Raw genomic sequence first — 25,140 nt, 5'->3', positions numbered from 1 at the left:
CCTACCTCCCGGCGACCCGGCCCACGGCGAGCGCGAAGCTGCGCCCGCGGTGGCCGTAGTCGGTGAACATGTCCATCGACGCGGCGGCGGGGGCGAGCAGTACGGTGTCGCCTCCGGTGGCCATCCGTGCGGCCTCGGCGACCGCGCGGTCCATCGTCTGCTGCGGCTCGTCGGGAGCCGCCGCACCGTCATCGTCTCCCGAGGCCAGCTCCACGACGGGCACCCCCGGCGCGTGTCGGGACAATGCCTCGGCGATCCGCCCGCGGTCGCGGCCGATCAGGACCACACCGCGGAGTAGGTGCGACACCTCCGCCACCAGCGGGTCGACATCGGCGCCCTTGAGCAGACCGCCGGCGAGCCACACCATCTTCCCGCCCGCCAGCAGCGAGGTGCGCGCGGCGTGCGGGTTGGTCGCCTTGGAGTCGTCCACGTAGCGGACCTCGTCGACGGTGTCGACGAGCTCGGCGCGATGCGCGGCCACCGTGAATCCCCGGAGCGCGGCCGCCACGTGCTCCGCCTGCGCCCCCACGGACATCGCCACGGCGGCGGCGGCCAGGGCGTCGAGGACGCCCGCGGGCCCGGGCGGCCGGACGTCCACGGCGGGCAGCAGCGCCACCTCGTCGTCGTCGCCCTCCTGATCACCGATCCGCGCGGTGAGGACACCGTCGATCACACCGAACTCGCCGGCGCCGGGTGCGCCGAGGCGCACCCCGATCCGCCTCGGGGCCGGGGCCGCGGCGAGGAGTCGGGAGGCGATCTCGTCCTCGGCACCGGCCACCGCGACCCGCCCGGTGAGCACCTGTGCCTTGGCCGCGGCGTAGGCCTCCATCGACCCGTGCCAGTCAAGGTGGTCCTCCGCGACGTTGAGGACCACCCCCACGTCGGGTCGGCACCCGGGGGCCCAGTGGAGCTGGAAACTCGACAGCTCGGCGGCGAGGACCTCCACCCTGGGCTCGGCGAGGAGCACCTCGGTCACCGGCAGGCCGATGTTGCCGCACGCGCGCACGGCCATCCCCGCCTCCAGGCAGATCGCCTCGAGCATCGAGGTGGTGGTGGTCTTCCCGTTGGTCCCGGTCACCGCGAGCCACGTCCGTGGCGGTCCGAACATCCCGGCCGCGTCGGCGCGCCAGGCCAGTTCGACGTCCCCCCACAGCTCGAGGCCGGCCTCGGCCGCGGTCCGCAGCAGCGGGGAGTCCGGCCGCCACCCCGGGCTGGTCACCACCAGGTCGACGCGCCCCGGGCCGGTGTCGACGAGCAACTCCGCAGCGCGGTCGAGGCCGACCCCGGTACAGGTCACGCCGTCCGGGAGCGCCCCCCGCAGTAGCTCGACGGCCTCCGGTCGTGAGTCCGCCACCACGGGCTCCGCGCCGAGCGCGTGGAGGATCCGGACGGCCCCCGGTCCGGACACCCCGGCGCCGAGGACGAGCACGCGGGCGCCGGCGAGGTCGCCGATGCCCACACGCCGCCGCGTCGTCCCGGGTCCAGTCGTCCCGTTCTGGATCGTGTTGTCCCGTGTCACGTCCGTCATCCCGTCGAGCTCGCGAGCCAGTCACCGTAGAACAGCGCGATGGCCAGGCCACAGGAGATGGCCACGAGGAGCCAGAACCTGATGGTCACGGTCGTCTCGGCCCACCCGCCGTTCTCGAAATGGTGGTGGATGGGTGTCATCCGGAACGGACGACGGCCGGTCGTGCGGAACGCCGCGACCTGGATGAGTACCGAGACGAACTCGATCACGAAGACCGCGCCGACGACGACCATCAGGAGCTCGGTCCGGGAGACCACCGAGACACCGGCGACGATGCCGCCGAGGAACATCGACCCCGTGTCGCCCATGAAGATCTTGGCCGGCGCCGCGTTCCACCACAGGAAGCCCAGGCACGCCCCGAGCGCGGCGGAGCACACCACGGCGATGTCGAGAGGATCCCGGACCTGGTAGCACCCGGACAGGTCCACCCCCTCCGCCGTGGAGAAGCACGAGTACCGGAACTGCCAGAAGCTGAACACCACGTAGGTGCCCATGACCATGGCCATCGAACCGGCCGCGAGCCCGTCCAGACCGTCGGTGAAGTTGACCGCGTTGGACCAGCCGTACACCAGGAGGACGATGAAGACGAGGAAGACGACAACCGGGAAGGTCACGGCGACGAAGTCCCGCACGTAACTCAGCGACCTGCTGGCAGGGGTCAGCCCGTCGTCGTTGCGGAATCCCAGGACCAGGATGCCGAAGGCGAGGGCCGCGAGCACCTGACCGACGGTCTTGGACAGGATGCCCAGGCCCTTGTTGTGCCGCTTGAAGACCTTGAGGCCGTCGTCGATCATCCCAACCACCGCCAACGCGGTCGCCAGTCCGAGGATGAGCAGGCCTGAGGCGGTGAACCCGCCACCGCCCACCGTCACCTGCCCCACCAGCCCGGCCACGATGTACCCCAGCCACACCGCGGCGAGGATCGCGATCCCGCCCATGTTGGGGGTCCCGCGCTTGCTCATGTGTGACTGCGGGCCCTCCAGGCGGATCTCCTGCCCGAAGCCGTGCCGCCGGAAATAGATGATGAGCACCGGGGTGAGGAAGATGCTCACGACGAAGGCGACGATGCCCGCGATCATGATCTGGGTCATTCGGACTTCTCCTCACCACGCGACGCGAGCAGATGCTCCGCGACGCTCCACAAGCCCACGGCCGCCGAGGCCTTGACCAACACGATGTCACCCGGCTGCACGCGCTCGTCCACGATGGCGAACGCCTCCTCGGCGGTCTCGACGTGCTCCGCCTCCGATCCCCACGAGCCCTCCTGCACCGCCCCCTGGAACATTGCGCGCTGGGGTCGACCCCGGCCGACCACCACGAGTTGGGACACGTCGAGGCGCACGAGGAACCGTCCGATGAGGTCGTGCTCCGTCACCGAGTCGTCGCCGAGTTCCGCCATCTCGCCCAGGATCGCCCAGGTCCGGCGGTGTCCTCCTCCCGACCGCGCCATCACCGCGAGCGATTTGAGGGCGGCCCGCACCGAATCGGGGTTGGCGTTGTAGGAGTCGTTGATCACGGTGACACCGTCGGTGGTGACCCGGACGTCCATCCGCCGGGCGGAGGCGGCCCGGGCGGTGCCGAGGGCGGTGGCGACCGCGGCGACGTCCATGCCGCAGGCCAGACCCACGGCGGCGGCCGACAGGGCGTTACCCACCTGGTGTTCGCCGTGGACGCGGAGGGCCACGTCGGCCTCGCCGTCCCGGGTCACCAGCCGGAAGGAGGCCCGGACCTCGTCGTCGAGCCGCACGTCCTCGGCGCGGAGGTCCGCGGACCGGCGCGACCCGACCGTCACGACCTCGGCGGAGGTCCGCCCGGCCATTCCCAGGACCCGGTCGTCGTCGGCGTTGAGCACCGCGACCCCTCCGTGGGCCGCATCCGGCAGGGCCTCGACCAGCTCACCTTTCGTGGCGGCGATGACGTCGCGCGACCCGAACTCCCCGAGGTGCGCGGTCCCCACGTTGAGCACCACCCCGATCCTCGGGGGCGCGATCTCCGCGAGCTCGCGGATGTTGCCCGGCGCGCGAGCACTCAGCTCGAGCACCAGGAAGTCAGTGGACTCGTCGGCTCGGAGGGCGGTCCAGGGATGTCCGATCTCGTTGTTGAACGATCCGGGCGGCGCGATGACCGTCCCGGCGGCGGAGAGGACCGCGCCGATGAGGTCCTTGGTGCTGGTCTTGCCCGAGGAGCCCGTGATCCCGACCACGACGAGACCGTGGTCGGCGACCAGCCTGTCCACGCTGGCGCGCGCCAGGGACCCGAGCGCCGCCAGTACCGCCGCTCCGGACCCGTCGGAATCCGCGGCCAGGGCCATGGCGTTGGTCTCGCGCCGGTCCACGGGGGGCACCACGATCTGCGGGCCCGCGCCCTCGGGGACCTCGGTGACCTCGCGGGCGACCATTGCCGCCGCCGCGCCCGCCTGCTTCGCGCGGGCGACGAACTCGTGGCCGTCGACCCGCTCGCCGGGCAGTGCGAGGAACAGTCCGCCCGGCTCTATACGACGGGAGTCGAACTCGACGGAACCGGTGACCGCGGTCGAGGGGTCGCCGCCGACCAACCGACCGCCGACGATCCCGGCGATCTCGCCGAGGGTGAGGTCGATCATGAGGTGCTGTCCTCCGTCTGGACCGATGGGTCGGTGTAGTGCATGCGTCTGATGAGTTCTTCGGCCGCGCGGGCCCGGTCGTCGAAGGGGAAGACCGCGCCGTCGATCTCCTGCCCGGTCTCGTGGCCCTTGCCCGCGATCACCACGGCGTCGCCGGCGCGGGCCCAGTCGATCGCCGCGGCGATCGCGGCCCCCCGGTCCCCTATCTCCTCGATGCGGGTGCCCCCGGTCGCTGTGGACTCGGCGCCCGCCCGGACGGCCTCGCGGATCGCGGCCGGGTCCTCGCTTCGCGGGTTGTCGTCGGTCACCACCACGAGGTCCGCGACCTCCGCGGCCGCAGCCCCCATCAGAGGTCGCTTGCCCGGGTCCCTGTCCCCGCCCGCGCCCAGGACGACGGCGACCCGCCCGCTGGTCTGCGCACGCACGGAGCGGAGGACCGCGGCGACCGCGGCGGGTTTGTGGGCGTAGTCCACCAGCACCCGGAAGTCCTGGCCCCGGACCACGGGCTCGAGCCGGCCCGGAACCCTCACGTTCCGAAGCCCGGCGGCCGCGGCCCGAACGTCCAACCCGAGGGAGTCGACGATCGCGAGCGCGACGAGTGCATTGGCCACGTTGAAGCGGCCGAGCAGTGGCAGATCGACCTCCACGGTCACGCCGTGCGGTCCCCACGCGGCGAAGGCCTGGCGATCGCCGTCGGTGGTCAGCGCCTCGCCCGCCGTCCAGTCGGCCGACCCGCGGGGATCGGCCGAGACGGTCACCGCGTCCGGCCGGGACGCCAACAGACGCCTCCCCCAGTCGTCGTCGATCACGATCACGGCCCGTTCGGCGGGCCGCACCGCGGAACCCGTGTCGGCATCGGCATCGAAGAGTCGGGCCTTGGCCCTGAAGTAGTCGTCCATGCTCGGGTGGAAGTCGAGGTGATCCTGGGAGAGGTTGAGGAACGCGCCGACGGCGAACCGCGTCCCGTCCACCCGGCCGAGCCGCAGCGCGTGGCTGGAGACCTCGGCGGCCACGGCGCGGGCGCCCTCCGAGCGCATCGCACCCAACAGCGCCTGGAACTCGGGGGCTTCAGGGGTCGTGAGGCTGCTCGGCAGGTGTCGCCCGCCCACCCGGCTGCCCGTGGTACCGATGATCCCCGCCACGAGGCCACAGCCCTCGAGTGCGGCCTCCACCAGATAGGAGGTGGTGGTCTTGCCCGACGTCCCGGTGATCCCCACGACGTCCAGCTCCGCGGACGGGTCCCCGACGATGGCCGCCGCCACCTCGCCCAGGACGGACCGCGGATGGGGGTGCACGAGGACCGGGACGCGCTCGGCGGCGGGCCCCATCAGCTCCAGACCCTCGGCGTCGGTGAGCACGGCCGAGGCGCCCGCCTCGACCGCGGTCGAACAGAACGAGGCGCCGTGGATCCTGGTTCCGGGCAGCGCCGCGAAGAGCGTGCCGGGCACCGCGTCCTGGGCCCGGATGGTGGCGCCGGTGAGCTCCGTGTGGGCTGCCTCCCTGTCGCCGAGGAGGCCGGCGCGCACCGCGTCCGCCAGCTGTGCCGCTGTCGTCATAGCCTGTCCTCGACCCGCCTCTCGTTGTCCGTGACCCCCCGTGAACCCGCTACACGCTACCTTGCCGCTCGCGGGTCACTGCGCCTGCAGGATCAGGTCCGCTGCGGGGGCGGACGGCGGGATGTTGTCCCGGTTGACCAGCCAGGAGGCGATGTCGTGGAACAGCGGTGCGGCGGACGCGCCGAGGGCGCCGCGTTGGGGGGCGTCGAGCATGATCGAGATCACGTACCGCGGATCGTCGGCGGGCAGGATCCCGGAGAAGGTGATCCAGTAACGCGAGTTGGAGTAGCACGCACACGACGGGTCGATCTGCTGGGCCGTACCGGTCTTACCGCTGATCTGGTAACCGGCCACAGCGGCCTGAGGGCCCGTTCCCGCCTGTGCCCCCGGCCCGGACTGGACCACCGAGCGGAACATGTCGCGCACCGTGCGAGCGGTCTGCTCACTCACCACCCGCTCGCCCTCCGGCCGCTCGGACACATGGGTCTCACCGTCCGGGTCCACCCGCTCGGCGACGATCCGGGGCGGCACCCGGACCCCGTCGTTGGCGATCGTCTGATAGATACCCGCCATCTGCAGGGTCGTCATGGACAAACCCTGGCCGATCGGCAGGTTGGCGAAGGTACCGCCCTGCCAGTTCTGCAGGTCGGGCACCAACCCGTCCGATTCACCGGCGAGTTCGATTCCGGAGCGCTGCCCCAACCCGAACTTCTCCAGATACTGCGAGTACGGCTCCTTGCCGACCCGCTGGGCCAGCATGAGGGTCCCGACGTTGGAGGACTTCCCGAAGATGCCCGTGGTCGTGTACGGCGTGGGTCCGTGCTGCCACGCGTCGGAGACGGTCACCCCCTCCATACTGATACTCCCGTCCACGGAGTGGACCTCCCCGGGATCGGTCAGCCCGGCCTCGATCGCCGCTGCGGCGGTGATGATCTTCTGCACCGACCCGGGCTCGAACGGCGAGGTGATCGCCGGGTTACCGAGGTCGGCCCCGCGCTCGAGCTCGGCGCCGATCCCCACCGCGGGGTTGAAGGTGTTGTCGTTGGCCATCGCGCGGACCTCGCCGGTCCGGGAGTCCAACACGACCGCGGACGCGCTCTGCGCGCCCGAGGAGTCCTTGGCGGACTGCACCGCCTTCTGGACGTGCCACTGCAGGTCCGCGTCGAGGGTCAGGCGGATCGTGTCGCCGTCGCGTGGTGCCGAGACGTTCCGCAGCGTCCCCGGGATCACCGTGTCGTCCTGGGCCCTGTCAAAGGTCTGCCGGCCGTCCTCGCCGTCGAGTTCGTCGTTGAAGGACGCCTCGATGCCCTGCAGGCCGATGAGTTTGCCGTCGTCGCTCTTCGACGTGGCTCCCACCACGTTGGCCGCGAGGGCACCGCCCGGGTACTCGCGGATGTCCACACGCTCCGCGCCGATCATCGGGAACTTCCTGGTGATCGCGTTGGCCTGGGTCACGTCGACGTTGCGGACGAGGTAGGTGAAGCCACCCTCGGACGTGAGCTTGGCCTCGATCTCCTCCCGGTCCACCTTGTCCCCGAGCACGGACTCGAACTCGTCACCGATCTCGTCGACCAGCTCGTCCCAGGTGGGTTTGGTGCGGTCCAGTTCCCTGCGCGCCTCGGCGTTGCGCTGTTCGACCAGTGGCTGGATGGACAGATCACGGGCTTCCCGGGTGAACGCGATCGGGTCGCCGTGCATATCGACGATGGCGCCGCGGGTGGCGGGGAGCACCTGATGGACCTGCCGTTGGCTCTCCGCCCGGGCCGCGAGTTCGGTGCCGCCGATCGTCTGAACCCACAGCAGCTTGACCAGCGCGATCACCATGATCACCACGAAGGCGGAGCGCATCCAGGTGAACCGCCGGTCCGTCGACGCCGAGGTGAGGACCCTGCCGGAGCGGGTGGGGGGCCGACCATCGCCCGACCGGCTGCCACGAGGGGCCCCCGAGGGGACTCGCGGTCCCTGTCCCGGGTTGCGTCGATCGGTCATCGGGGGCCTTTCGCAGGTCGTGTCGTCAGTAGAGGGGGCCGGGCACCGGCGCGAGTGTCGCGGCGTCAACGCCCGGGGCGGGTGCGGGAACCGGGGGTGCGGGGGCCTCGGCCGGGGCCGGGGCGGCGGGCTCGTCCATCGGCGCCGGCGGCGCGACGGGGGCCGGACGAGCGGCGAGTGGCGGATACGGGACGGGGGCGACCCCGCGAGGGGTCCTGTCCTGGGGCGCCTGCGCGGGCGGTGCGTCGAATCCGCCCCGGTCGGGCGACGTCGACGGTTCGGACGCTACCGGAGCCGGCTGCAGCGGCTTGACCGGCGCGCCGAGCTTCGCCTCGGGCTCGCCGACCACCTCGATCACACCGTCCGAGCCCCTGGTGAGGATCGGGGCACTGGCGACCCCGACCATCCCGAGCTTCTCGGCGCGCTGCGCCAGGACCTCCGCCGACCGGGCGCGTTCGTTGGACGCCTGGAGGGCCTCCATGCGTTCGACGAGCTGCACGTTGGCGTCACGCGCGTTCTTGAGGTTGTAGGTGTCCTGGGTGGTCTGCGCGGACAGCAGGAGTGTGCCGCCGACGCCGCTACCGATGAGGAGGAGCATGACGACGACGAAGGGGATCCTCCCCGCGAGCTCGGCAGGACTTAGCCGTTCCGCGGGGACGACCACCGTACGACGGCCCCGGACCGAGCGGGTGACCGGCTTCCGGCGCAGTCCCACGGCCCCGACGCCTCTGACCGGCGCGGCGCCCTCGGTCGTGGTGCCGGGCCGGGTGTCGAGGTCGTCGGCGGGATCCGACGTGTCGATCGTGCTCGTCATGAGGTTCTCCCGTCGATACGCCGGACGCAGCGCACCCGGACCGAGGCCGAGCGCGGGTTGTGATCGATCTCGGACTGTGAGGCTTTCTCCGCACCCCGGGTCACGGCCTCGAACTCAGGTCCGTGTCCGGGCAGTTCCACGGGTAGACCGGCCGGGGTGCGCGAGGCGGTCCGGGTGGTCAGTTCACGCTTGACGATCTTGTCCTCGAGCGAGTGGTACGCCATGAACACCGCCCGCCCGTCACCCCGCAGCAGGTCGAGGTACCCGGGGACCGCGTTCTCCACAGCCTCGAGCTCGGCGTTGACCTCGATGCGCAGAGCCTGGAAGACGCGTTTGCCCGGATGCCCGCCGGTGCGGCGGGCGCCCTGCGGGATGGTGTCGTAGAGCAGCTCGACGAGTTGGGCACTGGAGGCGATCGGATCGGTCTCGCGGCGGCGCACGATCGCGGAGGCGATCTGACGCGCGAACCGCTCCTCGCCGTAGACGCGGAAGATCCTGGCGAGGTCGTTACGGGGGTAGTCCGCCAGGATGTCGGCGGCGGTCGGGCCCGTGGTGGGGTCCATCCTCATGTCCAGCGGGGAGTCGACCGAGTACGCGAAACCACGTTCGGCCACGTCGAGCTGCATCGAGGAGACCCCGAAGTCCAGCAGCACGCCGTCGATCGCCGGGCCGGCCCCGTCCCTCGCGTCCTCGGGGAGGCTGTCCACGATCAGGTCGAAGTCGTCGAAGCGGGCGTGAACGGGAGTGAACCGGTCCCGGTAGGCGGTGAGTCTGCGGGTGGCGATCTCGAGGGCCTCCGGGTCGCGGTCCACCCCGACCACCCTCAGGTCGTCGAATTCGGCGAGGAGATGCGAGGTGTGGCCGCCCAGGCCCAAGGTGCCGTCGACGATCACCGGGCGGCGGCCTCCCGCGGCCGCGGCGTCGACGACGGGCCGGAAGAGTTCGAGGGTGCGGTCGAGGAAGACGGGGATGTGACCGGACCGGGCAGCCGCGCGGTCGGAGTCGGGCTCGTCCGCCATGTCGCCTCCCTCGCGTCCGGATGTCATCGGTGCTCCGGTTGTGGTGGAGCCCCCTGGTCCCCGTCCGGTACCCACCTGGCGTTGGGGAAGTACGTCAGGGTGGTGCCGGGCAGGGGCCGGGGGGCTCCGTCCGTCGTGCAGTCGTGCAGTCGTGCAGTCGTGCTGTCGTTCCGTCGTGCAGTCGTACGGGTCCGTCCCGGGGATCAGAACTCGATCCCCAGGGAGGTGCCCTCCATCTCGGAGAACACGGGGAGGTTCTCCGCGCTGTAGCGGTCCCATGCCTCGGCGTCCCAGACTTCGAGACGCTCTCCGAGGCCGTTGACCACGCAGTCCTTGTCGAGGCCCGCGTAGTTCCGCTGACTCGCCGGAATGGAGACCCGTCCCTGCGAATCGAGTTGTTGGACCTCCGCGCCGCTCACCAGGAGCCGGAAGAACGCCATGTGCCTCTCACTGAGGTTGGCGGTCGGCCGGACCTTTCTGACCAACGCGTCGAACTCGCGTTCCGGGAAGACCGAGAGCGTGTTGGTGAACCACCCACACACGACCACCCCGTCGGCCAGTCCAGGCCTGAATCTGGCGGGGATCGTCAGCCGCCCCTTGTCGTCGAGCTTGGGACGGTGCGTCCCGTACCCGACGAAGGCTCGTTCACGCTCGGAGTCGGTGGGATCGGTGTCGGTCACCCGCCACCTCCTGGGTTCAGGCCCCTTCGAGCTCCTCGCGTCCCCCACTGTACCCCACAACGCCCCACAAACAAGGCCTGCGCCCCACTTCTCCCCACCTACGTATGTCTTCCCAGTTCAGAGCCCTCTAACGAGCCATGGCCAGCCACATTTCCCGCCACGGGTCAGGTCGGAGACGACCTCGGAAAGCGAACCCCTGTGGTTTCTGTGACTATTTCAGGCCCACGGGGCGATTGATGGATCCCGGGTGGGGCGAAGTGGAGAGCCGGGGGGCGCATTGTGGGGCGAGCCGCCGCAGGGCGTCCCGACGTCGATGAGTCCCCGGTCAGCCGCGACACTCGCCGCCGAAATGGGCGGGAGGGGCGAGCGCGGATGCGCTCGCCCCTCCCGGGACGTGATCAGTCGTTCTGGCTACTGCTCGAAGCGACGCCGGAAACGATCCTCCATGCGAGAGGAGTAGCTCTGCCCCTCGGCTCCCTTGGTGGACGCCTTACCCGTACCCGGCACCCGGGCTCCGCCCGCGGAACCGGCCGATGGCGACGCCTTGGACGGCACCGAGCGCATTGCCAGCACGCCTGCCGCGAACATCACGAGGAAACCCACGAGACTGAGGACGGGAAACCCGCCCGGTTTGAAGTCGAGTGCCAACCCGCCCACGAGGAGCGCGACCCCCACGAGACCGAGGATCACCACCAGCCCGGCAGGACGGCGGCCGCCGGTCCCACCGGTCTTACGGACAGACGACGCGAACTTGGGGTCGTCGGCGTAGAGCGCATTCTCGATCTCGTCGAGCATGCGCTGCTCGTGCTCTGACAGGGGCACTTCGACCTCCTTAGAACGCTCGCGGTTACGAGCTCGGCCGGCTCGGCCGTGTGACGTCGACCGTCTACGGGGATCAGCCGGTCAAGGGTTGACTCCATCATACGAGCGGAAGGCGGTGGTGACCACCGGGATTCCGTGGACGCAGCAGAAGCTCGCCCGACACGGCGTCCTCGACCTCACGCCGCCGGACCCAGTACTCCCAACCGCTCGTCCACGAGGTCGAGGAAGCGACCAACAGCCCAGAGGAAATCGTCCGCCATGCGGGGTGTGACCGTACGGGGAAGCCCGTCCTCCACGGCGGCCGCGAGGGCCGAGTACCCGCCGAAGGCGGAGGCCCATTCCGCCAGCTCGGGAACCTCTGCCGCGAGCCGGTGCCACACATCGGACGGGCCCCTGCGACGCGGTCCCGGGGACAGGAGCGCGGCCGCGGCCGAACGGGCCGCCCGGTAGGACTCGAGAAACCGCTCGGCGGGTGACGCCGCGGCCAGAGCCCGGCCCCGGTGGACCTCGGCACGCCCTGCCCGACCGAGGGACCCGATGCCACCCCCGCCCGGCGCACGAACTGCGGTTCTCGACGCCATCTCCGCTGCACCTCCCCTTCTGCACCGCACGGTATCGGCGGGGTACGACACAACTCGCGGTCGCGAACGCGTGCACGTGATGAGATGGGGTGGATGGACACCGTGATCACCAGCCTGGACGCCGGGGAGTTCCGTGACCGACTGCCGGAGGCGCTCGGTGTCTACGTCGACGCCATGGGGTACCCGTCCCAGGTGATCCGATCCCGCGCCCCCGCGTGGATGGAGCACAGCCACCGTGAGGGGTGGTCCGGGGTCGCGGCCTTCGAGGCGCCGCGTCGGCGCCTTCTCGGTCACGCCCGTGGGCCCCTGGTCGCCATCTGCTACGGCTACCGGGGATCACCCGGCCAGTGGTGGTACGAGCAGGTGGCACGAGGGCTGCGAGAACAGGATCAGCGGCTGCCGACGGACTACGTCGAGTTGACGGAGCTCCACGTCTCCCCCCGCTTTCAGGGGCACGGCATAGGCACTGCGTTACTCCGGCGGTTCCTGTCCGGCCGCACGGAGGGATCCGTGTTGCTCTCGACCCCCGAGGTCCCCGACGAGGCCAACGGGGCGTGGCGGCTGTACCGGTCGATGGGCTTCTCGGATGTGCTCAGGGCCTACAGGTTCGAAGGCGACGCCCGGCCGTTCGCCGTACTCTCGCGGTCGCTCCCCCTCACCCAACACGGAGGCCCGCGTGAACAACAGTCATGACGTCGTGGTGATCGGTTCCGGTCACAACGGTCTGGTCTGCGCCGCCTATCTCGCGCGATCCGGGCTCGACGTCCACGTGGTGGAGAAGGACACCGTCCTGGGCGGCGCCACCTCCACCGTCGAGCGCTACCCCGGGCACCGCACGGACCGTGGTTCGTCAGCCCACCTGATGATCCGGCACACCGGCATCCCGGAGGAGCTCGACCTGGCCGCCCACGGACTGAGGTACGTGGACTGTGACCCGTGGGGTTTCGCCCCCGCCCCGCCGGGCAGCGACACCCCGCCGATCGTCTTCCACCGCGACCTCGACGAGACCTGTGCGAGCATCGCCGCAGCCTGCGGGCGGGCGGACGCTGACGCCTACCGCGGATTCGTCCGCAGGTGGGAGGTCCTCGCCGGGCGGATGATGAAGGGGTTCAGCGTTCGCGCCACCGCTCCGCGTCTGGGTTCCGCGTTCCTCGGACGCGACGATCTCCGGGATCCCTTCGGCGCGGTCCAGACCTTCCTGGCCTCCGGCGATGCGCTGCTCGACCAGACCTTCACGTCCGAGCGGCTCAAGGCCGCCCTGTCCTGGTTCGGCGCACAGTCCGGACCGCCGATGTCCCATCCCGGCACCGCTCCGATGATCGGTTTCGCCGCGCTCATGCACCAGACCCCTCCCGGCCGTGCGATCGGCGGGTCGGGCGCTCTCGCCGACGCACTCGTCTCCGCCGTCCGGGCCGGTGGCGGATCGGTCACGGCGGGCGCCGGGGCGACGGCGATCCGCCGCTCGGGGGCCGGTTGGCGGGTGGATACCGCGGGGGGCCCGTCGTTGCACTGCTCGGCCGTCGTGGCGGCCTGTCACGTCCACACCACCCTGGACCTCCTGGCCCACGAACTCCCCGCGGAGGGTCTCGACGCCTGGCGCCGCAGGATCCGTCCGGGGTTCGGGCTCGGGATGGTGGTCCGGCTGGGCACGACCGATCTGCCCCGGTACCCGGGTGTGCCCACGACCACCAGTGCGCACGGTCTGCAGTTGCTGGTGACGGACCGCCGACGACTCGATCGCCGGTACGGGGTCGCCGCGGCCGGCGGGCTCGATGCCGATCCCGCCGTCCTCGCCATGAGCTTCAGCTCGCTCGACCCCTCGCTGGCGCCGGCGGGCCGGCACGAACTGACCCTGTGGTCGCAATGGCACCCGCGGCATCTGGCGGACGGGCGCTCCTGGTCGGAGGCGGGTCCGGGTGAGGCGGACCGGATCATCGCGGCCGCGGAGCGGTTCGCCCCCGGGCTCACCGATTCGATCGTCCACCGTCACGTCCAGACACCGGAGGACCTGGAGACCGAACTCGGTCTGATCGGGGGCAACGTGATGCACGTGGAGATGTCCCTCGATCAGATGCTCCCTATGCGGCCCCACCCGGATCTCGCCGGACACACCGTCCCCGGTGCCGACGGCGTGTTCCTCGCGGGCGCCTCCACCCATCCCGGCGGTGGCGTCATCGGCACCAGCGGGAGGACGGTGGCGCGTCTCGTCGGTCGCCGACTCGGCACGTCGACGCGGCGTCGGCGCCGCACGCGGGCACAATGACGAGCGTGATCGAACCGAGCACCACCGCGACCAGCCCCGTGACGGCCGCACACTCCCCCGTGCGTCGCCGGATCATGGGCGTCACCGCCCTGGTGACGATGCTGTTCGTCCTCACCGGGTGTCTGCAGCTGAACGCCCAAATGAGTGTGCGGAAGGACGACACCGTCTCGGGTCGCATCCTGGTGGCCGGCGACCAGCCGGCGCAGACGGCCGCTCTGGACCGGCTGTCCACTCCGTCCGGCCTGGAGCAGAAGGTGCGGATCACCGCATACTCCGCGGACGGCTTCACCGGCAGGGAGATCTACTTCACCCAGCTGACCTTCGCCGAGGTCGACGCACTGTCCCTGGCCATCGAGGTCGAGGGGGCGAGGCCGTACACACTGGGTTTCCGCCGGAGCGGCGACACGGTCTCGTTCACCGGCTCGGTGGACCTCTCCGGGGTTCCGGAGGACCGCGCGGATTCCGCGACGACCCGGGTGGACCTCACGTTCCCCAACCGCATCGGGGAGACGAACGGCACGCTCGGTGGGGGCAACTCGGTGAGTTGGACACCGGCGCCGGGGTCCATCACCCGGATGCAGGCGTCCTCGTCCTACCCGGATCCGGCGACCCGCGGTTTCGCGGTGTGGATGATCGTCGGGATAGGCGCTGCTCTACTGGTGTCGATCGGGACGATCCTGGCCGCCCGGACCTCCCGGGCCCGGTCGGACCGGCTCGTACGCTGACCTCGCGGGGATCCCACGGGGCGCACGGACCGCGGGGGCACCGCGTCAGGCCCTGCTCGCCCCGACCCCCGGGGACGGGACCATCGACAGGTTGGCCAGCACCTCATGTGTGGCACGGGAGAAGTTGAGGGTGTTGAAGTGCAGGCAGGGCACGCCCTCGCCGATCAGGCGCTCACAGAGCTCGGTGGCGAACTCGATCCCCACCTCGCGGACCGCGGCACGGTCCTCCTCCGGCCCGTCACCCGCCGCCGCGCGCAACCGGTCCGACAGGCCGTCCGGGAGGGCGCACCCCGACAGCTCCACCATCCGGCGGACCTGACGGAGGCTCGTCACGGGCATGAGCCCGGGGATGACCGGCTTGGCGGCCTGCTCCGCGTCCGCGACCGCGAGACGGTCCCGGAGGCGCAGGTAGTGCTCCACGTCCCAGAACATCTGCGTGATCGAGTACTCGGCGCCGGCGCGCAGTTTGTTGAGCAGGATCTCGGTGTCGTGGTCCAGGTCCCGCGCCCGGTAGTGCCCCTCCGGGAAGGACGCGACCCCCACGTGGAAGTCCCCGACCTCGTGGATCAGTCGCACGAGTTCCTCCGCGTAGTGCAGGCCCTCGGGGTGCGGGGTCCAGTCACCCAGCGGGTCCCCGGGGGGGTCCCCCCGGAGGGCGAGGATGTTGGTGACGCCGACATCGGCGTACATCTGGATCATCTCGCGCAGTTCGGCGACCGTGTGCCCCACGGCCGTCAGGTGGGCGATGGGCACCAGGTCGGTCTCGCTGACCACCCTCTCGACGACCCTGACCGTCCGGTCACGGGTGGACCCGCCGGCCCCGTAGGTAACGGACACGAACGCCGCGCCCAGTTCGGAGAACACGGAGGCGGCCCGCCAGAGACGTGCCTCCGCGGCCTCGTCCCGGGGTGGGTAGAACTCGACGGAGAAGGGCACCCTGGGGGTGCTCGACGAGGCGATCCGGTCCACGATACTCGGGTGTCGGTCGCCGCCCGCTGGGTCGATGTCGGGTAGCTGGGTCACCGGACCAGGGTAGCCCGACACGCGCCGGTGCCGACCTCCGCCCGGCGTCTAGGATCACGGTAACGAGGGCTGCCGGGCGGCGGTGCCCGGAAGGGATGGTGACCGTGGTCACGGCGACTCGTCCAGACGACGGAGAGCGGATCCTCGGCGCCCTCCGTCGCCATCTCGACGGACGGCGCCGGGTCGTGTCAGGGGTCGACGATCGTGTCGACACCCTGGCGGGTCTGCTCGCGGACTTCGTCCTGAACGGTGGCAAACGGATGCGGCCCCGGTTCGGCCTGGCGGGGTGGTCGGCGGTGAGCCCCGCGGACGCCGTCGTCCCGGACGAGATCGTCACCGCCTGCGCGGCACTCGAGTTGATCCAGGCGTGCGCCCTCATCCACGACGACATCGTGGACGCCTCCGACACCCGTCGCGGCAGACCCACCGTCCATCGCTCGATCGAGGCCGCCCACCGGGACCTGGGATGGTCCGGGGACCCCGCCCGGTACGGCGTCTCGCAGGCGATTCTCGTCGGTGACCTGGCCCTGACCTGGGCGGACGAGATGTTCGTGACCTCGGGCGCGGATCCGGCCGCGCTCGGCCGCGCGCTCGCGCCCTGGTACGCCATGAAGACCGAGGTGCTCTCGGGTCAGATGCTCGACATCCTCGCGGAGTCCTCCGGCGCGACGGACGAGCTGACGCCGGCCCGGGTCAACCGCTTCAAGACCGCGGCGTACACCGTGGAGCGGCCACTCCACATCGGTGCCGAGCTCGCCGGGGCCGGGGCCGACACCGTCACGGCGCTCCGTGAGTTCGGTGTGGCCGTGGGACAGGCCTTCCAGCTCCGCGATGACATGCTCGGTGTGTTCGGTGACCCCGAGGTCACGGGCAAGCCGTCCGGGGACGACCTCCGTGAGGGCAAACGCACCCTCCTGTTGGCCAGGGCGACGGCCCTGGCACCGACCGGGGACGCGGATTTCCTGCTCTCGGTCCTCGGCACCGACCTCGACACCGCCGACCTCGAGCGGGCTCGCCGGATCCTCGTGGACTCGGGGGCGGTCGCCTCCGTCGAGGCGGAGATCGACACCCTCACCGTGCGGGCACTGGACGCGATCGGTTCCGACGCGGTGAGCGAGCACGGCCGGGTCACCCTGCGCGACCTGGCCGAGGCCGCCACCCGTCGTCGGGCGTGACGATGGCACCGGGCCCGGCCCCGGGGGCCGTCTCGCCTCCCTCGTCGGATCCGTCGGCGCGGGCGCGCGCCACCGTGGTGGCCAGGTCGCTCACCTCCTCCGCCCGCGCCGCGCTGTCCGGCCCCTCGGGCCCCGCCCTGTACCGCGGGATGCTCGGGTCCGCGCTTCTGACCCTCGGCGGTTTCGGTGCCGGCGCCCTGCCGATGGACGGCGGTCCCGCCGTCGCCGTGGGCCTGCTCGGGTTCACCTTCGGCCACGGCGAGGTCCTGGCCCTGGTGCTGTGCTGGATCGGTGTGGCCCTGCTGTTCACCGCCTGGCTGGCACTGGGCCCCCGGGCGCTGTCGGGCCGACTCCCCACGCGGGACGCGGTCTGGGCCACCGCGTTGTGGTCGCTACCGTCACTGCCCGCGGTGCCGATGTTCAGCCGCGACGCGTGGTCGTACCTCGCCCAGGGGGCGATGACCGCCGCGGGGGTCGATCCCTACGAGGTCGGCCCCGAGGCCAACCCGGGACCCTTCACCGACGAGGTCAGCCCCGACTGGCGGTCGACCGCGACACCCTACGGTCCGCTGCACCTGATCCTCATGCGGATCGTGGTCGCCGTGTCCGGCGGGCACCCCGCGGTGGGGATCGTCATCCTGCGCGTGGCGGTGTTGGCGGCACTGGCCGCACTGACCGTGATCCTTATGATGGCGGCCCGTCGCACCGGGGTGGACCCGGGGGCCGCGGTCTGGCTGGCGTGCGCGTCCCCGCTGTCGGTGATCCACCTGGCGGGCGGGCTGCACAACGAGATCTTCCCGCTCGTCGCCTGCCTCGGGGCTGTCGTTCTGGCCCTCGACGGTCGCCGGGCGTGGGCTGGCGCGGCGATCGGGATCGCGGTGGCGTTCAAGGCCACCGCGGTGATCGTCGCCCCGTTCCTACTGTGGATCGCGCTGACCCGTCGGCGCGAGGACCAGTCGGTGGCCAGACCTGTGGCCCGGGCCCTCGGGGACACTGCACTGGCCGCCGTGATCGCGGTGGCCGTCCTCGGGCTGGCAACCCTCGCCTCCGGTACCGGGATCGGGTGGTTCAACGCGATCGCCGTCTCCGACAGGGTGATCAACTACCTCAGCGCACCCACGGCGGCAGCACACCTGTACCACGCGGTCACCGACTCCCCCGGATTCGAGGATGTGCTCGCCGTGTCCCGGCAGGTCGGGCGGGTGGTGCTCGCCGTGGTGCTGGTCGCCGTGTGGTGGCGTCATCGCCGGGACCGGATGACGGCGCTCCGCGGCATCATGCTCGCGTTGCTCGCCTTCGTCGTTCTCAACTCGCTGGCCTGGCCCTGGTATTACGTCTGGGTAACCGCGTTCTGGGTGCTGGCGAAGCCGGGGCCCCGGGCCACCACGGCAGCGGTCGGGATGACCGTGTTCCTGGTCATGGCGATCGGGCCGAACGGATCGACCAGCCTCTACAGCCCCGTGCTCTCCGGGATCGCGGTACTCGCCTCGCTGGCGGTGGCCTGGTGGTGGTGGCGGGCCACCGGCAGGGTCAGAACGCCATCGCCTGAGCGCGCCGGATGACCTCCCGGGCCCGATGACCGTGTAGCGCGTCCGCGGGGCGACCCGGCAGGCTGTCGTCCTCCGTGAAGAGCCACCGCAGGATCTCCTCGTCGCGGTAACCCCCGTCACGGAGAACCGAGACGAGCCCGGGCAGGAAACGCGCCACCTCGTCGTCGTCGTCCAGGAACACCGCGGGGACCACCACCACACCGGCACGTCGGACGGCGATCAACCCCCCCTCGCGGAGGAGGTCGTGCACGCGGGTGACAGGGATGCCCAGTCGCCGGGACACCTCGGGAAGATTGATCGTCTCGACGTCCCCGGGCAGGACGTCATCACAGTGCGGAACGGTACTCACGGCCACCACGTTAGTCCCAGCGGGGCCCGGCGGTCACCACCGCGGGGCGCACGGCCCGGTTGCATACCGAGATCGGGACGCCGACGGGCAGAATGGACTCCATGACCACTCACGACGGGCAGCTACCAGGGCCGGGAACCGTGCTCGACGGGCGCTACCGACTCGACGCCGTGATCGCGCGCGGCGGGATGTCGATCGTGCACCTCGCCACGGACGAGCGGTTGGACCGCCATGTCGCCGTCAAGCTGTTGGACCCCGCCCTCGCCGGTGATCGCGCCTTCGTCGACCGGTTCACCCTCGAGGCACGCTCGGCCGCGCGGCTCTCCGACCCCGGCATCGTCCAGGTCTTCGACCAGGGGGTCGAGGGGGACACCGCCTTCCTCGTGATGGAACTGGTCCCGGGCGGCACGCTGCGCGAACTACTGGACGAGCGCGGCCCCATGCCCCCGTACGCCGCCGCCGCCGTGCTCCGCCCCCTCCTCGGCGCCCTCCGCGAGGCCCACGAGGCCGGGCTGGTCCACCGCGACATCAAGCCCGAGAACGTCCTCATCTCCACCACCGGGGCGGTGAAGCTCGCCGACTTCGGCCTCGTCCGCGCGGTGGCCGAGTCCAGGGCGACCTCGCGGAGCGTGGTGATGGGCACCGCCGCCTACCTCTCCCCCGAGCAGATCTCCGGCGCCGACACCGACGGGCGCTCGGACCTGTACTCCCTGGGGGTGCTCGCCTACGAGATGCTCACCGGCGAACCCCCGTTCAACGGGGACAACTCGATCGCCGTGGCCTACCGGCGCCTCGACACCGACGTCCCGGCGCCCTCCGACCAGTCCGATTCCGTGGCGGAGGACCTCGACCACCTCATCCTCCGGGCGACGCGGCGGAGCCGCGAGGACCGCTACCAGGATGCCGGGGAGATGCTCGACGACCTGGACCGGGCGGCCGAGATCGGACGCTTCCCCACCTATGTCGTCCCGGCGCCCAGCCAGTCGTCCTGGTCCCGGGCCCGCGCCGCCGCGGCGCGATCGGCGCCCGGCGGCGCCACGGAGTTCGACGCCGCCGATCGCGAGAGCGGCGAGGCGCTCGGCCACGGTGACGGCCCCGTCCCCACACGGATGCACACGAGGGTCGGACTCGACGCGGTCCCGCCGCCCCCCGTCGCCGAGGAGTCCTACGCCCGAGGGGAGGTGGAACCGGTCCCGGACCGGGCCCCCGTCCGTCCCCGACGCAGGCTCGGCCTGCTGTGGCTGGTGGTCGTGCTGGCGGTCGCCATCGCCCTCGCCGTCGCCGGATGGTGGCTCGGGTCCGGACGCTTCGTCACCGTCCCCGCGGTTCAGGGCATGTCGGTGGGACAGGCGACCGAGGTCGTGAACGAAGTCGGGTTGTCCGCCTCCACCCGCGATGCGTTCAGCAACGACGTCCCCCGGGCCGGACTGGTCGGGACCGACCCCGAGGCCGGGACCCGGGTGCCCCGGGGCGAGACGGTGGCGGTCCTGGTCTCCGTGGGCCGCCCGGTCGTGCCCGAGGTGGGTGCCGGACGCGACGTCGACACCGTGTCCACACTCCTGCGGGAGAACTCGCTCGAACCGGTCCGGGGCGGGACCGAGCACTCCGACTCGGTCCCGGTGGGTCAGGTGGTGGCCCTGGAACCGCGGCCCGGGACAACCGTCGACGTGGGGACCAGGGTCTCGATGGTGACGAGTTCGGGTCCCGCGCCGGTGAGCGTCCCCGATGTCGCGGGCCTCGAGGAGGAGCAGGCACGGGCCGCGCTGGAGGGATCCGGGCTCACCGTGTCGGAGGTCAGACGGGTCTACGACGACGAGGTGGACGGCGGACTGGCCGTGGGCACCGACCCGGACACCGGATCGGACGTCGCCCGCGGAGACGGGGTGACGCTGCTGGTCTCCAACGCCCTCACCGTCCCCGACATCAGGGACGTGCCGCTGGACGAGGCGACGGACGTGCTCAGCAGGGCCGGGTTCACGATCGTCCGTGAGGCGCCCGTGACCGACCGCCGGATCTCCGACGGCCGGGTGGTCAGCACCGACCCGCCCGCCGGCCGGCGACTCGACCCCGCGAACGCCGTGCTGCGGGTCGTCCCGTCCAACGCGGTGACCGTCCCCGTCGTCCTCGGGTCCCGGGCCTCGGACGCCCAGCGGACTCTCCGGGACGCGGGGCTCACCCCTTCCCTCGACACCGGATCACCGGGCGGGATCGTCTACGGTCAGAACCCCCTGCCCGGGCGGGTCGTGGCACGGGGCAGCGGGGTCGAGATCGACGCACTGGGCTGACTCCGCCCGGGCGGCCCCGGGGGCGCGGCCGTCCCGGCTCAGGCCACGGCTCAGTTGCGGAGCATCTCCGCCACCAAATAGGCCAACTCGAGCGACTGCTGGGTGTTGAGCCTCGGGTCGCAGGCGGTCTCGTACCGCCCGGCCAGATCGAGGTCGGAGATGTCCTGGGCGCCCCCGAGGCACTCGGTGACGTCCTCACCCGTGAGCTCGATGTGGATCCCGCCCGGGTGCGAGCCGAGGGCGTGATGGACCTCGAAGAAGCCCTGGACCTCGTCGATGATCCGGTCGAAGTGACGGGTCTTGTAGCCGTTCGACGTGGAATGGGTGTTGCCGTGCATCGGGTCGCACTGCCAGATGACCTTGTGTCCCGAGGCCTCGACGGCCTGCACGATCGGCGGGAGTGCGTCCCTGACCTTGTCGTTGCCCATGCGGGAGACCAGCGTCAGGCGTCCCGGGCGATTGCGTGGGTCGAGCTTCTCCACGTATTCCACCGCGAGTTCCGGGGTGGTCGAGGGCCCGATCTTCAGACCGATCGGGTTCTCGATGAGTGAGGCGAACGCCACGTGGGCGTCGTCGATCCCACGGGTCCGCTCCCCGATCCACAGGAAGTGGGCCGAGAGGTCGTACAGCCCCTGCTCCGCGTCACCCGTGAGGCCCGTCCCGTCGTCGGCCAGACGCAACATCGCGCGCTCGTAGTCGAGTACCAGCGCCTCGTGGGAGGAGAAGATGTCCGCCGACCGCAGGTTCTCGTCGGAGACACCGCAGGCGTCCATGAACCGCAGCCCGCGATCGACCTCCGCCGCGAGCGCCTCGTAGCGCGCGCCGGCCGGCGACCCGGCGACGAACTCCATGTTCCACTCGTGCACGCGGTGCAGGTCCGCCGTTCCCGAGGCCGTCAGGGAGCGGACCAGGTTCATCGCCGCGGCGGCGTTGGCGTAGGCGCGGACCAGGCGGGACGCGTCGTGCTCACGAGCGGTGTCGTCCGCGTCGAGCCCGTTGACCATGTCCCCGCGGTAGGAGAGCAGGCCGGTGGCGTCCCGGTCGGCGGAGCGCGGTTTGGCGTACTGACCGGCGATCCGGCCGACCTTCACCACCGGCATGGACGCGCCGTAGGTCAGGACGACGGACATCTGCAGGAGCGTGCGGATCACGCCCTTGATGTGCGGCTCGGTGTTGGCCTCGAACGTCTCCGCGCAGTCCCCGCCCTGGAGCAGGAACGCGCGCCCGTGCGCGACATCGGCAAGCCGGTCCGAGAGATGCTCGACCTCAGAGGCCACGCAGATGGGGGGCACGCTCTCAAGGACCTTGCGCATCGCGGCGGCGTGATCGGGATCCCACGACGGTTGCTGCAGCGCGGGTCGCGACAGGGCGTCCGCCAGCAGCCGATCGAGATCCGCCGAGAGCGGGGGGAGGTCGGGAAGCTGTGCGATGTCGACGTCGACTGTCCAGTTGCTCACCCCGCGAGGATACGCCACCGCCGCCGGCGCGGACCTCAGAGACCCAGGTGGGGCGCCTTCGCCGCGATCGCCCCGAATCTCAACCACGAATGGCGGGCATCGCCGAGGGCGTCGTGGGCTCCGCCCGGGTGCGGGGGCAGCTCCGGTTGCCCGGCCATCTCCCACAGCTGGCGCACGTCCCGCGTGAACCTCGGCATCGCCGCTGGCAGCTGGGTCATGTCACCCCAGAGCTGACACACCGCGACGTGGTCATAGGCCCCGATCCACGCCCACAGCTCGACCGGCCCGGAGATCGGTGCGGTGACGAAGGCGTACAACCCGTCCCGGATCCCCGCACGCGACATCCAGGCCGATGAGGAGGGATTGGGCAGCTTCGGCAGGACGTTCCGCCGGACCCACGGGCCGGCCTTCGCGGGGTCGAAATCCGTGGACACCGCGTAGAACTCGCGTCCGTCCTCCGCCACCACCCCCACCGACACCAGGTCGATGGTGGTGCCGTCCTCGATGAACTCACAGTCGTAGAAGTAGCGCACCGGCGTCAGCGCTGTCCCTCGACGGGCTGGTCGAGGAGGTTGCGCCCCGACTCGCGCACCGCCTCGTAGCGCTTCTTCATCTCCGCGCCGTAGATGTCGTGGACGTACTCCTGACCCGTCAACGCCTGGATGCGCCGCATGAACTCATCGGTGATCTCCCGCTCGGCCACGCGGTCGCCCTCCCGCCCGGCCCACGGCGTCAGGTCGAGTGGTTCCCCGATCATCACCCGGACCCGGGTCCGGCGGTGGGGACGGTTGACCTTGCGGATGTACTCACCGGTCCCGATCACGCCCACGGGGACGATCGGGACCCCGGCGCGCAGCGCGAGCCGGGCGGGCCCGGTCTTGCCGCGGTACAGCCGCCCGTCCGGTGACCGGGTCCCCTCCGGGTAGACGCACAGGATCTGACCCGACGAGAGGACCTCGAGGCCCGCGTTGAGAGCGGCCTGGGCGGCATCGGCGTCGGTGCGGTCGATCGGGTACTGACCGGTCCCGGAGAAGAACCACCTGCTGAGCATGCCGCGGATCCCGCTACCGGTGAAGTAGTCGCTTTTCGCCAGGAACGTGACCCGCCGGGGAAGCAGGAGCGGGGTGAACAGCCAGTCGGCCACCGACTCGTGATTGCCCACGAGGACCGCCGCCCCGCTGGTCGGGAAGTTCTCCCGGCCGGTGATGACCGGCCGACTGGTCAATCGTAGGAAGGGCCCGATGATCACGTACTTGAACAACCAGTACAGCAACTTGGGTCACCGGACCTTCCGTCGTGGGGGACTTGACGGAGCGGATACTACCCGGATCGGTCGGCGAATCCGGACGGGACGAGATTAGGTGGCCACAGCTCGGGATCGGGGACGAAGCCTGCGATCACGGCGCGCGCCTCGGGGTCGAAGTGTGTGGTGACGAGCGTGCACCGGGACAGCATCGCGGGCAGCCGCACCACCGTCCGGACACCGTCGTGTTCCAACCGCAGCTCGTCGCCCTCGACCGCGGGCGGGGTCGTCGGACGATCCGGCACCGGGCACTCCACCCGGTATCCGCCACCGCCGTCCGGGGAGACGGAGGGGGTGACCGCGCCGCGGGCGAGTTCGGCCAGCGCCGCGGTCCGGTCCGGTGCACTCCCCGCGACCATCACCTCGAGGGGCCCCGCGAGGAACGTCGAGACCTCCGCCGCGAGGAGGGACAGTCGGTGCGCCTCGCGGGTCCGGGCGTCCGCGCGGTCACCGGCGGCCATCGAGGCGAACCGCACGTGCGCGGGCCAGCGCGACTCCACCAGCGCCGCCAACTCCCCCGCCGCTGCGATCCTCCGGACCGCCGCGAGGTCGCCGTCGAGTTCCACCACCACCACGTCCCACACTCCCGCGGCGGCCGCCCGCCGGGCGTACTCCCATCCCAGGACCGAGGCGAGGGGCGCATCCCCTCCGGTGGACAGCGCCGCGAGAACGTCGTCGTCCGGATCCACCGCACCGGACCTGTACGACTCGAGTCTCGCGGTGGCGTCCTCGACACGGACCTCCACGGGGCCCTCGTCGGTCGTGTCCAACCGCGGATCCACCGCACCGGGGTACCCGGTCAGGATCAGAGCGGTTCCACCCGCGTCCAGCAGGAACTCCGCGGTCGCCTCCGACCTGGCCGGGGGGTCTCCCCCCATGACGATCGCGACCCTGGCGCCGGTCACCGCGACTCGGCCCGGCGCTTGAGTTCGCGCAGGGCCTCGGAGAGGATCCGCCGTTCGGCCCGGTCGCGGAGCCGGCCGATCACCGGCACCACGAGTTCGATCTCCAGCTCGTAGTCGACCCTGGTGCCGCCCTCGACCGGTTCGAGGCGATAGGAGCCCTTCTGGGCACGTTGCAGCGCCGAGCTCTCCAGCCTCCACTCGACGACCCTGTGGTCCGCCGACCAGGAGTAGGCGAGGACGTAGTCGTCGACGATCGCGCCCGCCTCCAGGGCGAACCGGACCCGGTCCGGCCGACCGTCCGCGCCGACGGACAGGACCTCGGCGACCCGGATCGACGTGGACCATTCGGGATACGAATCGAAGTCCGAGATGACGGCCATCACGTCCTCGACCGTCGCGTCGATCACCGTGGAGTCGCTGGTCGGCCACACCTCTGGGGCGCCGTTGTCCTCGCTCATATCCCCCAGCTTCACATATCTTCGGTCGGGATGCGCTCCGGCGACCGGCGCCCGGG

General features: G+C 71.3%; 23 protein-coding genes. 6 read left to right on the top strand and 17 right to left on the bottom strand.

The genetic code is table 11. From position 1 onward, the window contains the following. Position 1 precedes the first annotated feature (1 nt). The 10 genes from murD to ABIE38_RS02820 all read right to left on the bottom strand — a co-directional run bounded on the left by murD (position 2) and on the right by ABIE38_RS02820 (position 11,591). Positions 2–1,528 carry a UDP-N-acetylmuramoyl-L-alanine--D-glutamate ligase gene (gene murD / locus ABIE38_RS02865; RefSeq protein ID WP_354053914.1) on the bottom strand — a complete coding sequence of 509 codons (1,527 nt, stop codon included), beginning with the start codon at positions 1,526–1,528 and terminating at the stop codon, positions 2–4. Continuing rightward, positions 1,525–2,619 (bottom strand): phospho-N-acetylmuramoyl-pentapeptide-transferase, encoded by a 1,095-nt coding sequence (gene mraY, locus ABIE38_RS02860; RefSeq protein ID WP_179525064.1) that lies wholly within the window; start codon positions 2,617–2,619, stop codon positions 1,525–1,527. Before mraY ends, murD begins: the two co-directional genes overlap by 4 nt. Continuing rightward, complete coding sequence (locus ABIE38_RS02855) at positions 2,616–4,130, bottom strand: UDP-N-acetylmuramoyl-tripeptide--D-alanyl-D-alanine ligase (RefSeq protein ID WP_354053913.1); 1,515 nt, start codon at positions 4,128–4,130, stop codon at positions 2,616–2,618. Before ABIE38_RS02855 ends, mraY begins: the two co-directional genes overlap by 4 nt. After that, complete coding sequence (locus tag ABIE38_RS02850; RefSeq protein ID WP_354053912.1) at positions 4,127–5,686, bottom strand: UDP-N-acetylmuramoyl-L-alanyl-D-glutamate--2,6-diaminopimelate ligase; 1,560 nt, start codon at positions 5,684–5,686, stop codon at positions 4,127–4,129. Before ABIE38_RS02850 ends, ABIE38_RS02855 begins: the two co-directional genes overlap by 4 nt. A 75-nt stretch (positions 5,687–5,761) precedes the next feature. Beyond that, entirely contained in the window at positions 5,762–7,675 is a 1,914-nt protein-coding gene (locus ABIE38_RS02845; RefSeq protein WP_502914704.1) for a peptidoglycan D,D-transpeptidase FtsI family protein, read from the bottom strand. A gap of 25 nt (positions 7,676–7,700) precedes the next feature. After that, on the bottom strand, positions 7,701–8,489 hold the full coding sequence (gene ftsL / locus ABIE38_RS02840; protein WP_354053910.1) for a cell division protein FtsL: 789 nt from the start codon (positions 8,487–8,489) through the stop codon (positions 7,701–7,703). Beyond that, a complete protein-coding gene (rsmH, locus tag ABIE38_RS02835) occupies positions 8,486–9,508 on the bottom strand; it encodes a 16S rRNA (cytosine(1402)-N(4))-methyltransferase RsmH (protein WP_354054073.1) in 1,023 nt (340 codons plus the stop codon). The genes ftsL and rsmH overlap by 4 nt, the downstream gene beginning before the upstream one ends. Before the next feature lie 203 nt (positions 9,509–9,711). Further along, entirely contained in the window at positions 9,712–10,188 is a 477-nt protein-coding gene (mraZ, locus tag ABIE38_RS02830) for a division/cell wall cluster transcriptional repressor MraZ (RefSeq protein WP_354053909.1), read from the bottom strand. Positions 10,189–10,599: 411 nt separating this feature from the next. Further along, a complete protein-coding gene (locus tag ABIE38_RS02825; RefSeq protein WP_354053908.1) occupies positions 10,600–11,010 on the bottom strand; it encodes an SCO2097 family morphological protein in 411 nt (136 codons plus the stop codon). Between the two features lie 176 nt (positions 11,011–11,186). Further along, on the bottom strand, positions 11,187–11,591 hold the full coding sequence (locus tag ABIE38_RS02820) for an SAV_6107 family HEPN domain-containing protein (protein WP_354053907.1): 405 nt from the start codon (positions 11,589–11,591) through the stop codon (positions 11,187–11,189). 93 nt (positions 11,592–11,684) lie between these two features. Between ABIE38_RS02820 and ABIE38_RS02815 the strand changes: the two genes are divergently transcribed. Genes ABIE38_RS02815 through ABIE38_RS02805 form a run of 3 tightly spaced genes read left to right on the top strand, consistent with a single transcriptional unit; the run spans position 11,685 to position 14,579 of the window. Next, positions 11,685–12,284, top strand: coding sequence for a GNAT family N-acetyltransferase (locus tag ABIE38_RS02815; RefSeq protein WP_354053906.1), 600 nt, complete (start codon positions 11,685–11,687; stop codon positions 12,282–12,284). Beyond that, positions 12,268–13,854 (top strand): phytoene desaturase family protein, encoded by a 1,587-nt coding sequence (locus ABIE38_RS02810; protein ID WP_354053905.1) that lies wholly within the window; start codon positions 12,268–12,270, stop codon positions 13,852–13,854. Before ABIE38_RS02815 ends, ABIE38_RS02810 begins: the two co-directional genes overlap by 17 nt. Beyond that, on the top strand, positions 13,851–14,579 hold the full coding sequence (locus ABIE38_RS02805) for an LppM family (lipo)protein (RefSeq protein WP_354053904.1): 729 nt from the start codon (positions 13,851–13,853) through the stop codon (positions 14,577–14,579). The genes ABIE38_RS02810 and ABIE38_RS02805 overlap by 4 nt, the downstream gene beginning before the upstream one ends. 45 nt (positions 14,580–14,624) lie before the next feature. Here ABIE38_RS02805 and metF read toward each other — a convergent pair whose 3' ends face one another. After that, on the bottom strand, positions 14,625–15,602 hold the full coding sequence (gene metF, locus ABIE38_RS02800; protein WP_354053903.1) for a methylenetetrahydrofolate reductase [NAD(P)H]: 978 nt from the start codon (positions 15,600–15,602) through the stop codon (positions 14,625–14,627). A gap of 95 nt (positions 15,603–15,697) precedes the next feature. On the opposite strand from metF, the gene ABIE38_RS02795 reads away from it, so the two are divergent. Continuing rightward, entirely contained in the window at positions 15,698–16,777 is a 1,080-nt protein-coding gene (locus ABIE38_RS02795) for a polyprenyl synthetase family protein (RefSeq protein ID WP_354053902.1), read from the top strand. Between the two features lie 2 nt (positions 16,778–16,779). Beyond that, positions 16,780–18,339, top strand: coding sequence for a polyprenol phosphomannose-dependent alpha 1,6 mannosyltransferase MptB (mptB, locus tag ABIE38_RS02790; RefSeq protein WP_354053901.1), 1,560 nt, complete (start codon positions 16,780–16,782; stop codon positions 18,337–18,339). Here mptB and ABIE38_RS02785 read toward each other — a convergent pair. Then, positions 18,308–18,676 (bottom strand): Rv2175c family DNA-binding protein, encoded by a 369-nt coding sequence (locus ABIE38_RS02785; protein ID WP_179525049.1) that lies wholly within the window; start codon positions 18,674–18,676, stop codon positions 18,308–18,310. The two genes, mptB and ABIE38_RS02785, sit on opposite strands and share 32 nt — an antisense overlap. 101 nt (positions 18,677–18,777) lie before the next feature. Here ABIE38_RS02785 and pknB point away from each other — a divergent pair, with 101 nt between their 5' ends. Further along, a complete protein-coding gene (gene pknB / locus ABIE38_RS02780; protein ID WP_354053900.1) occupies positions 18,778–20,961 on the top strand; it encodes a Stk1 family PASTA domain-containing Ser/Thr kinase in 2,184 nt (727 codons plus the stop codon). A 50-nt stretch (positions 20,962–21,011) separates the two neighbouring features. On the opposite strand, the gene ABIE38_RS02775 is transcribed toward pknB, so the two are convergent. The 5 genes from ABIE38_RS02775 to ABIE38_RS02755 are packed head-to-tail and all read right to left on the bottom strand — an operon-like array spanning position 21,012 to position 25,084. After that, a complete protein-coding gene (locus ABIE38_RS02775; RefSeq protein WP_179525047.1) occupies positions 21,012–22,418 on the bottom strand; it encodes a class II 3-deoxy-7-phosphoheptulonate synthase in 1,407 nt (468 codons plus the stop codon). A 35-nt stretch (positions 22,419–22,453) separates the two neighbouring features. After that, positions 22,454–22,951 carry a polyadenylate-specific 3'-exoribonuclease AS gene (locus ABIE38_RS02770; protein WP_354053899.1) on the bottom strand — a complete coding sequence of 166 codons (498 nt, stop codon included), beginning with the start codon at positions 22,949–22,951 and terminating at the stop codon, positions 22,454–22,456. A gap of 5 nt (positions 22,952–22,956) precedes the next feature. Further along, complete coding sequence (locus ABIE38_RS02765; RefSeq protein ID WP_354053898.1) at positions 22,957–23,691, bottom strand: lysophospholipid acyltransferase family protein; 735 nt, start codon at positions 23,689–23,691, stop codon at positions 22,957–22,959. A 47-nt stretch (positions 23,692–23,738) separates the two neighbouring features. Next, positions 23,739–24,626 carry a hypothetical protein gene (locus tag ABIE38_RS02760; RefSeq protein ID WP_354053897.1) on the bottom strand — a complete coding sequence of 296 codons (888 nt, stop codon included), beginning with the start codon at positions 24,624–24,626 and terminating at the stop codon, positions 23,739–23,741. Then, positions 24,623–25,084, bottom strand: a complete 462-nt coding sequence (locus tag ABIE38_RS02755) for an SRPBCC family protein (RefSeq protein ID WP_182609375.1) — start codon at positions 25,082–25,084, stop codon at positions 24,623–24,625. Before ABIE38_RS02755 ends, ABIE38_RS02760 begins: the two co-directional genes overlap by 4 nt. Positions 25,085–25,140 lie beyond the last annotated feature (56 nt).

The sequence above is a fragment of the Dietzia sp. 2505 genome, assembly GCF_040546785.1.
Classification (GTDB): domain Bacteria; phylum Actinomycetota; class Actinomycetes; order Mycobacteriales; family Mycobacteriaceae; genus Dietzia.
This window is presented reverse-complemented; position numbering and strand designations above follow the sequence as displayed.